The sequence below is a fragment of the Kosakonia oryzendophytica genome (assembly GCF_027886705.1).
Lineage (GTDB): Bacteria > Pseudomonadota > Gammaproteobacteria > Enterobacterales > Enterobacteriaceae > Kosakonia > Kosakonia oryzendophytica.
On the sequence record NZ_CP115659.1, the window covers coordinates 4,146,144 to 4,159,932 of the forward strand.

The window sequence follows — 13,789 nt, forward strand, 5'->3', positions numbered from 1 at the left end:
TTCCTCTTTGCAATGGATAATGCGTTATGATCAGCGTATTCGACATTTTTAAAATCGGTATTGGTCCCTCCAGTTCACACACCGTTGGCCCAATGAAAGCCGGTAAGCAATTCACTGACGACCTGATTGCCCGCAACATGTTGCATGACGTAACCCGTGTGGTCGTGGATGTTTACGGTTCCCTTTCCCTGACAGGAAAAGGCCACCACACCGATATCGCCATTATTATGGGCCTGGCGGGTAACCTGCCGGACAGCGTTGATATCGATGCCATTCCGGGCTTTATTCAGGATGTAAATACCCACGGTCGCTTGCTACTGGCAAACGGCAAACATGAAGTGGAGTTCCCGGTCGATCAGTGCATGAATTTCCATGCTGACAATCTTTCTCTGCATGAAAACGGTATGCGCATCACCGCACTGGCGGGCGACAACGTTCTCTACAGCCAGACGTACTACTCCATCGGTGGCGGCTTTATCGTCGATGAAGAGCACTTCGGCCAAAGCAACAGTGCGCCGGTCGTGGTTCCGTACCCTTACAAAACCGCAGCAGATTTACAGCAACATTGCCGTGATACCGGCCTGTCGCTCTCCGGCCTGATGATGCAAAACGAACTGGCGCTGCATAGCAAACAAGAGCTGGAACAGCACCTTGCCCGCGTGTGGGATGTGATGCGCGGCGGGATTGAGCGCGGCATTGTCACCGAAGGTGTGTTGCCGGGTAAACTGCGTGTACCGCGACGCGCCGCTGCACTACGCCGCATGCTGGTCAGCAGCGACAAAACGACCACCGATCCGATGGCGGTCGTTGACTGGATCAATATGTTTGCGCTGGCGGTTAACGAAGAGAACGCCGCGGGTGGCCGCGTGGTTACCGCGCCGACCAATGGTGCTTGCGGGATTGTTCCTGCCGTGCTGGCCTACTATGACAAGTTTATCCGCCAGGTGAACGCCAATTCGCTGGCCCGTTACCTACTGGTCGCCAGCGCGATAGGCTCGCTGTATAAAATGAACGCGTCCATTTCCGGTGCCGAAGTGGGCTGCCAGGGCGAAGTGGGCGTTGCCTGCTCAATGGCGGCAGCAGGTCTGGCGGAACTGCTCGGCGGTAGCCCGGCGCAGGTTTGCATCGCAGCGGAGATCGGGATGGAGCACAACCTCGGTTTGACCTGCGACCCGGTGGCCGGACAAGTGCAGGTGCCCTGCATCGAGCGAAACGCCATTGCTTCCGTGAAAGCAGTCAACGCGGCCCGTATGGCGCTGCGCCGCACCAGTGAACCGCGCGTCTGTCTCGATAAAGTCATCGAAACCATGTATGAAACCGGTAAAGATATGAATGCCAAATACCGCGAAACCTCACGCGGTGGCCTGGCCATGAAAATCGTTACCTGCGACTAACCCCCGCTCAGGATGCCTCGTTTTGCGAGGCATCTTCCTGATTGTTTCCCGTTTCATAGCCTCGCAATGCCTGCGATGTTACCCTTAGCGCACGATTTCAAGGAGGGTATCTGTGGCTCATCTGTTAATTGTCGACGCACTCAATCTGATCCGCCGGATCCACGCGGTACAGGGATCACCCTGCGTAGATACCTGCCTGCACGCGCTGGAACAATTGATTGTGCACAGTCAGCCTACGCATGCGGTGGCGGTATTCGATGATGAAGCCCGCGCGCAGGGCTGGCGCCACCAGAGATTGCCGGATTACAAAGCAGGCCGGCCGCCCATGCCAGACTCATTACACAGCGAGATGCCCGCATTGCGCGCCGCCTTTGAACAACGCGGTATTCGTTGCTGGGCAACGCCAGGTAATGAAGCAGATGATCTTGCCGCTACACTGGCGGTAAAAATGGCACAAGCCGGGCAACAGGCAACCATCGTTTCCACCGACAAGGGTTATTGCCAGCTACTCTCACCGACAATCCGCATCCGTGACTATTTCCAGAAACGCTGGCTGGATGCGCCCTTTATTGCGCAGGAGTATGGCGTAACGCCCCAGCAATTACCGGATTACTGGGGGCTGGCGGGCATCAGCAGCTCGAAAGTGCCGGGTGTCGTCGGGATCGGTCCGAAGAGCGCCACCCAGCTACTCACGACCTTTCCTACTCTTGAAGCTCTGTATGACCATCTGGATGAGGTGCCGGAAAAATGGCGACAGAAGTTACAGGTACACAAAGAGATGGCATTTACCTGCCGGGAGGTGGCGAGGTTGCAAACCGATTTACAACTGGATGGCAACCTGCAACAGTTGCGACTGACGCGTTAACCTGGCCCACCGGGTGGCGGGCCTTAGCGGGGTATTATCCTCTGAACGGGTGATGTTTCACCCAGTGTTCCGCAATATCCTGGCGGCGGCAGATCCACACATCCTCATGGCCCTGCACATAATCGAGAAACCGCTGCAACGCGCGAAAACGCCCCGGTCTCCCCAGTAACCGGCAGTGCATGCCAATCGACATCATTTTGGGCGCAGTTTCGCCCTCTTCATACAACACATCAAAGCTGTCTTTCAGATAGGTGTAAAACTGCTCGGCGGTGTTAAACCCCTGCGCAGTGGCGAAGCGCATATCGTTGGCATCCAGCGTATAGGGCACAATCAGGTGCGGCCTACCCGCCTCTGTCGTCCAGAACGGTAAATCATCCCCGTAATAATCGCTGTCATAGAGAAAGTCTCCTTGTTCAACCACCAGTTTGCGGGTATTTGGACTGTCGCGCCCGGTATACCAGCCAAGCGGCTTTTTGCCGAACAGGGCTTGCAGGATCTCAATCGCCTGCTGCATATGCTGACGCTCAGTCTGGATATCCAGATCCTGATAATGGATCCAGCGCCAGCCGTGGCTAACGACATCGTAGTCGGCTTTCTTTATTGCATCGACGATAGCCGGGTTACGCGCCAGCGCCATTGCCACGCCGAACACCGTTAACGGCAGGCCGCGTTTCTGAAACTCCTGGTGAATACGCCAGAAACCCGCGCGCGATCCGTACTCATAGAGTGAATCCATCGACATATGACGTGCCGGGTAGCTGGCAGCGCCAATAATGTCAGACAAAAACTGCTCCGAGCCACTGTCGCCGTGAAGCACATGGTTTTCGCCACCTTCTTCGAAATTAAGGACAAACTGAACCGCAATACGCGCCCCACCCGGCCACTGTGCGTGAGGCGGTTTTCCCGCGTAACCCGCCATATCGCGCGGATAATCGGCGGTAAAGTGCCAGAAAGGTTTGTCCATTGCTGATTGCATACTGATGTCGACCTCTTTATTCAGTGCCGCTTTCAGCAAAGCTGTTCGAAATATCCGGAAAGCGGCTTTTTATTGGGATACGCGAGATCGCCGTATTTACTGGTGCCCAGCCCAAGAGCGAGGAGGGATTCCACCATCTTCACCGCCGCGGTGACGCCATCAATAACCGGAATACCCAACTCCTGGGTTAGCGCCCCCGCGAGATCGGCCATACCGCCACACCCCAGCACGATTGCGCCGCTGTTATCCTCGCGTTTTGCTTGTATACAACGCTCGCGTACCTTTTGTTGAGCAAGACCCGTGCCATCTTCCAGCGCCAGTACCGGTAAATCGATCGCATGCAGCGCTGCGCAGTGATGTTCAAAGCCATACTGGCGCAATAAATGGCGGGCAATAATCACCGTGCGCGGCAGCGTGGTAACGATTGAAAAGCGTGTCGCCACCAGCGTTGCCATGTGCATTGCCGCTTCGGCTATGCCAACCACCGGACCGGCGGCCAGCTCACGCGCCGCCAGCAGTCCCGGATCGCCAAAGCAGGCAATCACGTGCCCCTGAGCGCCCTGCGCTTTGCCCTGTTTAATCTGTTCCAGTACCCCCAGCGCAGCAATGGCTTCATCAAAATGCCCCTCAATAGACATCACCCCTTGAGAGGGAGAGCTGGCAAGGATGGTTGTGCCAGGCAACGCCACATTGCGGGCCGCCATAGCGATGGTATGGGTCATCTCCGGACTGGTATTAGGATTAATAACTTGTATACAAAATTCACTCATCGATGTTCTCCGCTGGTACCAAACAGGCGGGCAAAATCAGGCAACGTTTCGCCGCTGCGTTCGAAACGCAGGCTGGAAACAATATGATCAAAGTGATGGGCCATGGCGTCACTCAGCGCGGGCAGTGCTTTTTTACGCAGCAGCGCAATTAACTGGTCATGATCGTCGCAGCGGCACCCGCGTTGCCATGGCGCGCCCCAGGCAGCAATCACCAGCGACGAACGCTGTGCAAGGGTGGTGATAATATCGGTTACCACAGCATTGCCGGAAATCGCCTGCAACTGAATATGAAAAGCGGCTGAGTGGCGAATCGCCGCCGCGCCATCGTGGCGCTGATGCGCCTCTTCTTCCAGCGCAACAATTTTTTCCAGTCCCACCAAGTGCGGCGGCTGTAAATGCTCCAGTACCTGAGACAGGTTGGCGCACTCAATCATTTTGCGGGTGGTGAAGATGGCCTTTGACTCTTCAACGCCCGGATGCGCCACAAATGCACCACGTCTGGGCGTCATGGTGATCATTTGCACTGTTGCAAGGCGCGTCAGCACCTTACGGATCCCTGTGCGACTCACTCCAAAGACTTCCGCCAGCGCTTCTTCCGGCAGCTTGCTGCCAGGCGGTAATTGATGCTCAACAATCGCGGTCATCAACGACTGCCAGATGAAATTCTCTTTATCTTCCAGATCCGAAGGGGTCTGCAGCCCCATCTGATGATTCATTTTGACGTTCCTTTGTTACTTAGCCTTTCTATTTTTGTATACATCATTAATTTATTTTGTATACAAAAAATTAAAACCTGGCCTGGTTAATGCAACGTGAGCGTACAGACAACACGTCACTATCTGTATGCAGTGGAGCAGAATCCATGCCAAATGTTGAACCTAATTACGATGCACGTTACAGCCCACGCCTCACCAATGAGGATCTGGCCCCCACACGCGACCAGAACTGGAGCTGGTACAATATTTTCTCTTTCTGGATGTCCGATGTTCATAGCATGGGCGGGTATGTGGTCGCCGCCAGCTTCTTTGCCCTGGGTCTTGCGAGCTGGCAGGTCTTACTCTGCCTGCTGCTGGGAATTTGTATTGTGCAGTTGTGCGCAAACCTCGTTGCTAAACCCAGCCAAATGGCGGGCGTACCGTATGCGGTGATCTGTCGCCAGTCCTTCGGCGTATTTGGCGCGAATATTCCGGCAGTGATCCGTGGACTTATCGCCTTTGCCTGGTACGGTATTCAGACCTACCTTGCTGCTAATGCCTTGATGCTGGTGCTCCTGAAGTTCTGGCCAGAACTTGCCCCAATGACAACCGGCCATTTTCTTGGCCTCTCTCATCTTGGCTGGGTTTGCTTCGGCATTATGTGGGTATTGCAGGCGCTGGTGTTCTGGCATGGAATGAGTGCAATTAAACGCTTTATCGATGTCGCCGGTCCGGCAGTGTATGTGGTGATGATGGCGCTGGCAGGCTGGATCCTCTACCAGACGGGCTTCGAGGGGATCTCCTTTACGCTTGCCAGCAAACAACTGACCGCAGGAGAGCAAACCTGGCAGATGATCACTGCCACGGCGCTGGTGGTCTCTTACTTCTCTGGGCCGCTGTTAAACTTTGGTGACTTCTCTCGCTATGGCAAGAGCATGCAGGAGATCCGCCGCGGCAACCGCTGGGGCCTGCCGTTCAACTTCCTGCTGTTCTCGATTGTAACCGTGGTGATCGTTTCCGGTACGCAGTCTCTGTTCGGCAAAATGATCACCGACCCGATTGAGACCGTGAGCCATGTGGGTAACAGCCTGGCGATGGCAATTGGCCTGCTGACGATGATCACCGCCACTATCGGCATCAATATCGTGGCGAACTTCGTCTCCCCGGCGTTCGATTTCTCCAACTGTTCACCACAGAAAATCAGCTTCCGCGCCGGTGGCATGATTGCCGCTGTTGGTTCAGTACTGTTGACACCGTGGAACCTGTTCCAGTCACCGGAACTCATTCACTACACGCTGGATGTGTTGGGTGCGTTTATCGGGCCGTTGTTTGGCATCCTGCTGGCGGACTTTTATCTGATCAAACGCGGGAAGGTGTTCGTCGACGATTTGTTCAGCGTCTCACCGCAGGGGCGCTACTGGTACAACAATGGTTTTAACCCGAAAGCAATTGCCGCGCTGGCGCCATCGGTCGCGGTGGGCCTGATTATCAGCTTTATTCCAGCGCTGCATGAAGTGGCCAACTTTAGCTGGTTTATCGGTGCATTCCTGGGGGCGGGTTGCTATCGCTGGCTGGCGCGCCATGAACGTGAAGAGGTTAGCCGCGCGTTCAACACACAGCGTGTGGCGGCGAAAGAGTAAAAACGACGAAGGCCTGAATCATTGCTGATTCAGGCCTTCTGAATAGTGGCGGAACGGACGGGACTCGAACCCGCGACCCCCTGCGTGACAGGCAGGTATTCTAACCGACTGAACTACCGCTCCGCGTTGTGTTCCCTTCAGGGAACGAGGCGCATATTACGGATTGCACCTGACGCCGTCAACGCTTTTTCCGGTGTTTTGAATCGTTTGCTGCAAAAATCGCCCGCAATAATGTTTTTACAGAAATTACAATGTGATTCAGCTCCGCCACAGGCAGCTTCCACCTTTTTTCTGTACCAAATCGAGGCGGGATTCATGGGCCATCACCTCCTCATCACTGGCTAAAACAACCCGCAGCTTGCTTGCCTGACGTACAACACGCTGGATCCCAATTTCCCCGGTCTGCGACTGCCCTTCGCCTTCCATCGAGAACTTCATCGATGTCTGGCCGCCGGTCATCATCAAATAAACATCAGCAAGGATTTGGGAGTCGAGTAACGCCCCGTGCAGCGTACGTTTGCTGTTGTCGATTTCGTAACGCGCACAGAGCGCATCAAGGCTGTTGCGCTTGCCAGGGAACATCTTACGCGCCAGCGCCAGGCTATCGGTTACCTTACAGAACGTTTCCGTTTTCGGAATGCCGCGATTCAGCTTACTGAACTCGTAGTCCATAAAGCCGATATCAAACGATGCATTATGGATCACCAGTTCCGCGCCGCGGATATAATCAATAAATTCATCGGCGATATCGCCAAAAGTGGGCTTATCCAGCAGGAATTCGTCGGCGATGCCGTGAACACCGAACGCTTCCGGATCCACCAGCCGATCAGGCTTGAGGTAGATATGGAAGTTGTTCCCGGTCAGGCGGCGGTTCACGACCTCTACCGCGCCGATTTCAATAATCTTGTGCCCTTCATAGTGGGCGCCGATCTGGTTCATACCGGTGGTTTCGGTATCGAGGACGATCTGTCGTGTAATTGCAGTGCTCATAGCGGCCATTTATGTCAGACTTGTCGTTTTAAACACAGGAAGTCTACCAGAGATGCTTAAACAGGTAGAAATTTTCACCGACGGATCTTGCCTTGGCAATCCAGGCCCCGGTGGCTACGGTGCGATTTTACGCTATCGCCAGCATGAGAGAACCTTTAGCGAAGGCTACCACCTCACCACCAATAATCGCATGGAACTGATGGCAGCGATTGTTGCGCTGGAAGGATTAAAAGAGCATTGCGAAGTGGTGCTAAGCACAGACAGCCAGTATGTGCGCCAGGGGATTACGCAGTGGATCCACAACTGGAAAAAACGCGGCTGGAAAACGGCAGAGAAAAAACCCGTGAAGAATGTCGATCTCTGGAAACGTCTGGATGCCGCGCTCAGCCAGCATCAAATTCGCTGGGAGTGGGTCAAAGGCCACGCAGGTCATCCGGAAAACGAACGCTGCGATGAACTGGCGCGTAACGCGGCGATGAACCCTACTCAGGAAGATGTTGGGTATCAACCCGAGGGTTAAGACTGGCGCGTTGCACCAACCGGCTGACGAACTCGGGGTTTGTTACGGCTCTGTTTCATCAGGTTAAGCGTTAAAGGAATGGTGCGTTTGCGCGCAACAATCAGTTGCATACACCCCAGCGCCGGTAAGTGCGTGCTGAGTAGCTTTCCTCCCTGTTTTGTCCAGGGCAGCACGCGAAAACCGCTATAATGTAAGACTTCGAAATTAAGCAGCGACAGCCAGTCGAGCTGGCGCATGAGGGTAAACATCCGGCTTCTGACTACCGGGTTGCGGCGAACAAACGGCACGGCTTTACATAAGCCAAGCAGACTAATAGGGTTAAACCCGCTCATCACCAGCCAACCGTCGTCGATCAATACGCGGTCGACCTCTTGCAACAGGCGATGCGGATCGGTACACCAAGGGAGTGTATGCGCCAGCAGGCAAGCATCCACCGATTTCTCCGCGAAGGGTAAATGCAGAGGGTCAGCTCTAACCTGAGCAGGCTCGCCGTTCAGTGACACGTTGACCTGATGAGAAATAGCGCAACTTTCGACATTGATTTCCGCGCTGAGATTACCGATCTTAAGCAAATGAAATCCATACATTTTTGCCAGCCACGGTTTAAGTTCTCCCTCCAGCGCCTCACGATAATATGCACCTTTGGGTAGCTCACCCCAACCTGCAGGTGCTACGAATGTTTGAGGAGTCCTTGCCGGTTTCATCACAACCTTCCGCTACGCTTTGAGAGGTAATTTATGAATCTTAACAGTATTCCCGCATTTCAGGATAACTACATCTGGGTGTTGAACAACGATAACGGACGTTGCCTGATTGTCGATCCAGGTGAAGCTGCACCGGTACTGAGCGCCATTCAAGAGCATAACTGGCAACCAGAAGCGATTTTGCTGACCCACCATCACAACGACCACGTTGGCGGTGTAAAAGAACTACGCCAGCATTTTCCTGCGCTAGTGGTATATGGGCCCGCGGAAACACAAGATAAGGGAACGACCCAGGTCGTCGCAGAAGGCGATACAATGACGATTTTGGGCCACGAATTTTCTGTGTTCGCCACGCCAGGTCACACTTTAGGACATATCTGTTTCTTCAGTTTTCCTTATCTGTTTTGCGGTGACACGCTGTTTTCAGGGGGATGCGGAAGACTCTTTGAAGGGACGGCAAAGCAGATGTATCAATCATTTTGTAAAATTAACGCACTTCCGGATGATACGGTCATTTGTTGCGCACATGAATACACTTTAGCAAATATGAAGTTTGCGGTGAGCATTCTCCCGCAGGATCTTGCACTTAACGAATACTATCGAAAAGTTAAGGAGTTACGTGCAAAAAATCAAAAAACCCTCCCAGTAATTCTGAAAAATGAACGGCGAATTAATCTATTTTTACGCACGGAAGATGCTGATTTAATTGATGTAATTAACAGAGAAACAAATTTGCAACACCCAGAGGAGCGTTTCGCATGGTTAAGGGCAAAGAAAGATAACTTCTGACATTTCCGGGTTGCCTTTTGAAAACTTCGCCGTTATGATCGCTCGTCTTTTAAGCAACTACTATTGACACACACATGAAGGCAAAAGCGATCTTAATCGCCTCTGTCCTGCTCGTGGGGTGCCAGGCCTCAAAACATGATGGCACGGTCCAACAGCACGCACAGAGCCTTTCTGCAGCTGGTCAAGGGGAAGCGGGAAAGTTTACCAGTCAGGCGCGGTGGATGGACGATGGAACATTCGCCGCCCAGAGCAACAGTGACTTGTGGGCTTTCATTAGCGACGAGCTAAAGATGGGAATTCCGGAAAATGGCCGGATTCGCGAACAGAAACTAAGGTATTTAAGCAATAAGAGCTATCTCCACGATGTAACTTTACGGGCAGAGCCGTATATGTACTGGATAGCAGGGCAAGTTAAAAAACGTAACATGCCCATGGAACTGGTACTACTACCCATAGTGGAGAGCGCTTTTAACCCACATGCGACGTCTGGCGCCAATGCCGCTGGCATTTGGCAGATCATACCGAGCACCGGGCGAAATTATGGTTTAAAACAGACACGCAGCTACGATGCGCGTCGTGATGTTGTGGCGTCGACTACCGCCGCCCTCGACATGATGCAGCGTCTTAACCGTATGTTTGACGGCGACTGGTTATTAACTGTCGCAGCGTACAACAGCGGTGAAGGTCGCGTACTGAAGGCAATAAAAGCGAACAAAGCGCGGGGTAAACCCACGGATTTCTGGTCGCTTTCGTTGCCGCAGGAAACCCGGATTTACGTGCCAAAAATGCTGGCCTTGAGCGATATTCTCAAGAACAGCAAACGCTATGGCGTGAGTCTGCCAACACCAGACGAAAGCCGTGCACTGGCGCGTGTCAGACTGAGCAGCCCGGTTGAGGTTGAGCAGCTGGCAGAGATGGCGGGTATTTCCGTGAACAAGCTGAAAGCCTTCAACGCAGGCGTTAAAGGCACAACGTTAGGTTCAGCAGGGCCACAGTACGTGATGGTGCCGCAGAAACATGCAGATCAGCTGCGTGAATCGCTGGCATCCGGCGAAATCGCCGCCGTACAACCAACGCTGGTCGCGGATAGTAATACGCCGTTAACCAGCCGGAGTTATACGGTTCGCTCAGGCGACACGCTTTCTGCTATCGCATCACGCCTTGGCGTGACCGCAAAGGATCTCCAGCAATGGAATAACCTTCGCGGGGCGAATCTGAAAGTGGGCCAGAATCTGACGGTTGGCGCAGGCAGCAGTGCACAGCGTCTTGCCAGCAACGGCGATAGCATTACTTATCGCGTGCGCAAAGGCGATTCGTTGTCCAGTATTGCGAAACGTCACGGCGTGAACATTAAAGATGTGATGCGCTGGAACAGTGATACTGACAATCTGCAGCCAGGCGATCAGTTGACGCTTTTCGTGAAGAACAGCGCCACACCGGACTCCTGATAGTATCCAATAAAAAAGCACCGATTCCCCCGGTGCTTTTTTTTCGCCCCTCATCTGCCATTACTTTTCTGTTTTCCCCGGACTAAACTCCACCAGCAGCGGATTATGGTCGGAAGCGCGTGTCACCAGCACCGAGGCCTCCTGCACATTCAAACCACGGTAGAACACAAAATCCAGCGGACGACCGAACGCCCGGCGGCGGTTGTCATCAGTAAATCGCACCTGACGCAGGGACATGTCCCTCGAGAAGCGATAGAGCGCATTCATTCGCGGGCGGCTCCATGCGTTGAAATCCCCCGCCATGATCACCGGCCCGACATGGCGCATGATCTGATCGCCAATCGGCAGCAATTGCTTGCTATACACATCAACGCCGAGGCTGAAATTGACCGCATGCACATTTACCACCATCAGGTTGCGCGCATCGGGCAAGGGGTAAACGGTCACCAGCGCTGATTTTGCCAGTCGTAAAATCGGCTCACGCTCGCGTAATGGGCAACAATAAACCGGGTGTGCAGACGACAGCGTCATCACGCCAGACGGATGCTGCGGCAAAACAAAAGCAGGAACCTGATCGGCGGCAAGATAGTGAGTGGTCGCAAACCGGACCAGCTCCGGCGTGGTCTGTGCTTCCTGTAGCAGGACAAGATGGGCGTCTTTACCAAAGTTCTGCAATACCGAGAGCCATTCCGCACGTTGCTGTTTAAAGATATTCCACACCAGCACGCGGATTTTTTCATCACTGCTGAGGGGCACACCAGCAGGCTGCGCTTTACCAATACTCGCGAAAGACCCCGGCGGTAAAATACGCTCCGCAGGCTGTCCGGCAACATATCGCATGGCATAGGTATTTTTTGGCACTTTCGGCTTAAAACCTCGTTGATTTTCGCACCCGGTTCCCTGGTGCTCATTCTGTTATAGGGATTTTAGCGCACAGTTTCAACGCCAATAGGCAGAAAAGCTATCAGTTAAGGTGAGTGAGTACTTAATGACGTTTCGCCATACAGGCGGCATAGCATCATGGCAGGCAACATGATTTAATAGCACAGGAATGAAAAATATCGCTGAAATATTGCTACAGAGGCAAAAATGAAAACGACGTCGGAAGAGCTCGCCATCTTCGTCGCGGTTGTCGAAAGCGGCAGCTTCAGCCGGGCAGCGGAACGCCTGGGGCAGGCCAATTCGGCGATCAGCCGGGCAGTCAAAAAGCTGGAGAACAAGCTTGGTGTAAATTTGCTTAATCGCACCACCCGCCAACTCAGCCTGACAGAAGAAGGCGAACGCTATTTCCGTCGCGTACAAAATATATTGCAGGAGATGGCGGCAGCGGAAACGGAAGTCATGGAAACCACATCTATCCCCCGCGGGACGCTACGTATTGATGCTGCAACGCCCGTGGTATTGCATTTCCTGATGCCGCTGATTAAACCCTTTCGCGAACGCTACCCGGAAATCAACCTGTCGCTGGTCTCCAGCGAGACGTTTATCAACCTGATTGAGCGCAAAGTCGATGTCGCGATCCGTGTGGGCAAGCTCACCGACTCAAGCCTGCGAGCCCGTCCGTTGTTCAAAAGTTATCGTAAGATTATTGCCTCACCTGAATATATTGCCCGTTACGGCGTGCCGGAATCAGTGGATGCGCTGGCCGATCATATCTGTCTGGGATTTACCGAACCGGCCTCACTTAACACCTGGCCTGTTGCCTCGTCGGATGGTCAACTGTATGAAGCGACACCGGATATTTCGTCCAACAGCGGAGAGACGCTCAAACATTTGTGCCTGAGCGGCAATGGCATCGCCAGTTTATCGGACTATATGATCGACAAAGAGCTGGCCAGCGGGGAACTGGTGGAGGTGCTGGCGGATAAACGCCTGCCGGTAGAAATGCCCTTCAGCGCGGTATATTACAGCGACCGGGCGGTCAGCACGCGTATTCGCGCGTTTATCGATTTTATCAGCGAGCATGTGCCGCACTAACAGTAACGGGAGCAAGCGCTCCCGTTGTTTTATGCCTCAATCCCACTGAGGTGCCAGACCTTCCGGGCTAACCAGACGATCGTTGCACTCCAGTCCGGCGATCGCGGCATTGTCTTCTGCATCCAGTTTCAGCGACTGCGCCAGCAGATTGCTCGCCAGATTTTCGCGTCGGGTGGACGACGGGATCACTGCATAACCTTTGCCCATCGCCCAGGCAAGAATCACCTGTGCCGGTGTGGCATTGTGTTTCTGCGCAATCTGGCCAATCACAGCATCCTTCAGCGCTTTACCATAAGCCAGCGTCATGTAAGAAGTAATGTGGATGCCATGCTGACTCGCCCAGTCAACCACTTTGCGGTTTTGCAGATAAGGAGAGAGTTCTATCTGATTCGTGGCGATATTTTCTACCCCCACAGCCGCAATCGCCTGCTCCATTAATGGGATCGTGAAATTAGATACCCCAATCTGGCGAGTCAGCCCCTGCGCTTTCGCTGTCATCAACTGCTGCATTGAAACGGCAACCGGCACTGCTGCGCCCGGAGAGGGCCAGTGGATCAGGGTCAGGTCAACATAATCGGTGCCCAGTTTTTGCAGGCTCTCTTGCAGGCTGGGGATCAGTTTGTCTTCGCCCAGGTTTTCCGTCCAGATTTTGGTGGTGATAAACAACTCTTCACGCGGGATACCGCACTGAGCCAGCGCTTTACCAATCGCCGCTTCATTACCATAAATCTGCGCGGTATCAATCACACGATAACCCAGTTCCAGCGCCTGAGTAACGGAAGCAATCACCGCTTCATCCGTTAAACGGAAGGTACCCAGACCAAATGCAGGGATAGACATAAAAATTCCTCTTTTCATCGCTTTCCAAAATTGTGCGCAGATTATTACCAGTCATTTCACCGGGAAAAAGAGCCAAAAAAGCAGAGGATTTTTGCGTCAACAGCAATAGTGTGCGCAGTTTAGCACCGTGAGTGACTTGCATTTTGAAAGTCACTATGTCACCGTGAGTACAAATCCTGCA

Annotated in this window: 14 protein-coding genes and 1 tRNA gene; 7 read left to right on the plus strand and 8 right to left on the minus strand. The window is 53.4% G+C overall.

Annotated features, from left to right (window positions below; genetic code table 11):
• Positions 1-26: 26 nt before the first annotated feature.
• Both O9K67_RS20045 and xni read left to right on the plus strand, forming a co-directional pair.
• Positions 27-1,394, plus strand: a complete 1,368-nt coding sequence (locus O9K67_RS20045) for an L-serine ammonia-lyase (RefSeq protein ID WP_061497484.1) — start codon at positions 27-29, stop codon at positions 1,392-1,394.
• Between the two features lie 112 nt (positions 1,395-1,506).
• The gene (gene xni, locus O9K67_RS20050; protein WP_061497486.1) at positions 1,507-2,259 is read left to right on the plus strand and encodes a flap endonuclease Xni; all 753 of its coding nucleotides are present in this window, start codon (positions 1,507-1,509) and stop codon (positions 2,257-2,259) included.
• 34 nt (positions 2,260-2,293) lie between these two features.
• On the opposite strand, the gene puuE is transcribed toward xni, so the two are convergent.
• The 3 genes from puuE to O9K67_RS20065 are packed head-to-tail and all read right to left on the minus strand — an operon-like array spanning position 2,294 to position 4,721.
• The gene (gene puuE / locus O9K67_RS20055; protein WP_148654720.1) at positions 2,294-3,235 is read right to left on the minus strand and encodes an allantoinase PuuE; all 942 of its coding nucleotides are present in this window, start codon (positions 3,233-3,235) and stop codon (positions 2,294-2,296) included.
• 32 nt (positions 3,236-3,267) lie between these two features.
• Entirely contained in the window at positions 3,268-4,005 is a 738-nt protein-coding gene (locus tag O9K67_RS20060) for an aspartate/glutamate racemase family protein (protein ID WP_061497488.1), read from the minus strand.
• A complete protein-coding gene (locus O9K67_RS20065) occupies positions 4,002-4,721 on the minus strand; it encodes a GntR family transcriptional regulator (RefSeq protein WP_061497490.1) in 720 nt (239 codons plus the stop codon). The genes O9K67_RS20060 and O9K67_RS20065 overlap by 4 nt, the downstream gene beginning before the upstream one ends.
• Positions 4,722-4,867: 146 nt before the next feature.
• On the opposite strand from O9K67_RS20065, the gene O9K67_RS20070 reads away from it, so the two are divergent.
• Positions 4,868-6,340 carry an NCS1 family nucleobase:cation symporter-1 gene (locus O9K67_RS20070; RefSeq protein WP_061497492.1) on the plus strand — a complete coding sequence of 491 codons (1,473 nt, stop codon included), beginning with the start codon at positions 4,868-4,870 and terminating at the stop codon, positions 6,338-6,340.
• A gap of 46 nt (positions 6,341-6,386) precedes the next feature.
• Here the strand turns inward: O9K67_RS20070 and O9K67_RS20075 are convergent.
• Together O9K67_RS20075 and dnaQ are read right to left on the minus strand one after the other, a co-directional pair.
• Positions 6,387-6,463 (minus strand) — tRNA-Asp (locus O9K67_RS20075).
• 135 nt (positions 6,464-6,598) lie between these two features.
• Positions 6,599-7,330 (minus strand): DNA polymerase III subunit epsilon, encoded by a 732-nt coding sequence (dnaQ, locus tag O9K67_RS20080; protein WP_061497494.1) that lies wholly within the window; start codon positions 7,328-7,330, stop codon positions 6,599-6,601.
• Between dnaQ and rnhA the strand changes: the two genes are divergently transcribed.
• Complete coding sequence (gene rnhA, locus O9K67_RS20085) at positions 7,284-7,850, plus strand: ribonuclease HI (RefSeq protein WP_167352631.1); 567 nt, start codon at positions 7,284-7,286, stop codon at positions 7,848-7,850. The genes dnaQ and rnhA overlap by 47 nt on opposite strands.
• Here rnhA and O9K67_RS20090 read toward each other — a convergent pair.
• Positions 7,847-8,554 (minus strand): class I SAM-dependent methyltransferase, encoded by a 708-nt coding sequence (locus O9K67_RS20090; RefSeq protein ID WP_061497499.1) that lies wholly within the window; start codon positions 8,552-8,554, stop codon positions 7,847-7,849. The genes rnhA and O9K67_RS20090 overlap by 4 nt on opposite strands.
• A 33-nt stretch (positions 8,555-8,587) precedes the next feature.
• Here O9K67_RS20090 and gloB point away from each other — a divergent pair, with 33 nt between their 5' ends.
• Together gloB and mltD are read left to right on the plus strand one after the other, a co-directional pair.
• Positions 8,588-9,343, plus strand: a complete 756-nt coding sequence (gene gloB, locus O9K67_RS20095; RefSeq protein WP_061497501.1) for a hydroxyacylglutathione hydrolase — start codon at positions 8,588-8,590, stop codon at positions 9,341-9,343.
• A 74-nt stretch (positions 9,344-9,417) separates the two neighbouring features.
• A complete protein-coding gene (gene mltD / locus O9K67_RS20100; RefSeq protein WP_061497503.1) occupies positions 9,418-10,791 on the plus strand; it encodes a murein transglycosylase D in 1,374 nt (457 codons plus the stop codon).
• Between the two features lie 60 nt (positions 10,792-10,851).
• On the opposite strand, the gene O9K67_RS20105 is transcribed toward mltD, so the two are convergent.
• Positions 10,852-11,652: an endonuclease/exonuclease/phosphatase family protein gene (locus tag O9K67_RS20105; protein WP_071890600.1), complete on the minus strand. Its 801-nt coding sequence runs from the start codon at positions 11,650-11,652 to the stop codon at positions 10,852-10,854.
• Between the two features lie 228 nt (positions 11,653-11,880).
• Here O9K67_RS20105 and yafC point away from each other — a divergent pair, with 228 nt between their 5' ends.
• Complete coding sequence (yafC, locus tag O9K67_RS20110; protein ID WP_061497508.1) at positions 11,881-12,768, plus strand: DNA-binding transcriptional regulator YafC; 888 nt, start codon at positions 11,881-11,883, stop codon at positions 12,766-12,768.
• A 36-nt stretch (positions 12,769-12,804) separates the two neighbouring features.
• Here the strand turns inward: yafC and dkgB are convergent, their stop codons facing one another.
• The gene (dkgB, locus tag O9K67_RS20115; RefSeq protein ID WP_061497510.1) at positions 12,805-13,608 is read right to left on the minus strand and encodes a 2,5-didehydrogluconate reductase DkgB; all 804 of its coding nucleotides are present in this window, start codon (positions 13,606-13,608) and stop codon (positions 12,805-12,807) included.
• Between the last annotated feature and the right edge of the window lie 181 nt (positions 13,609-13,789).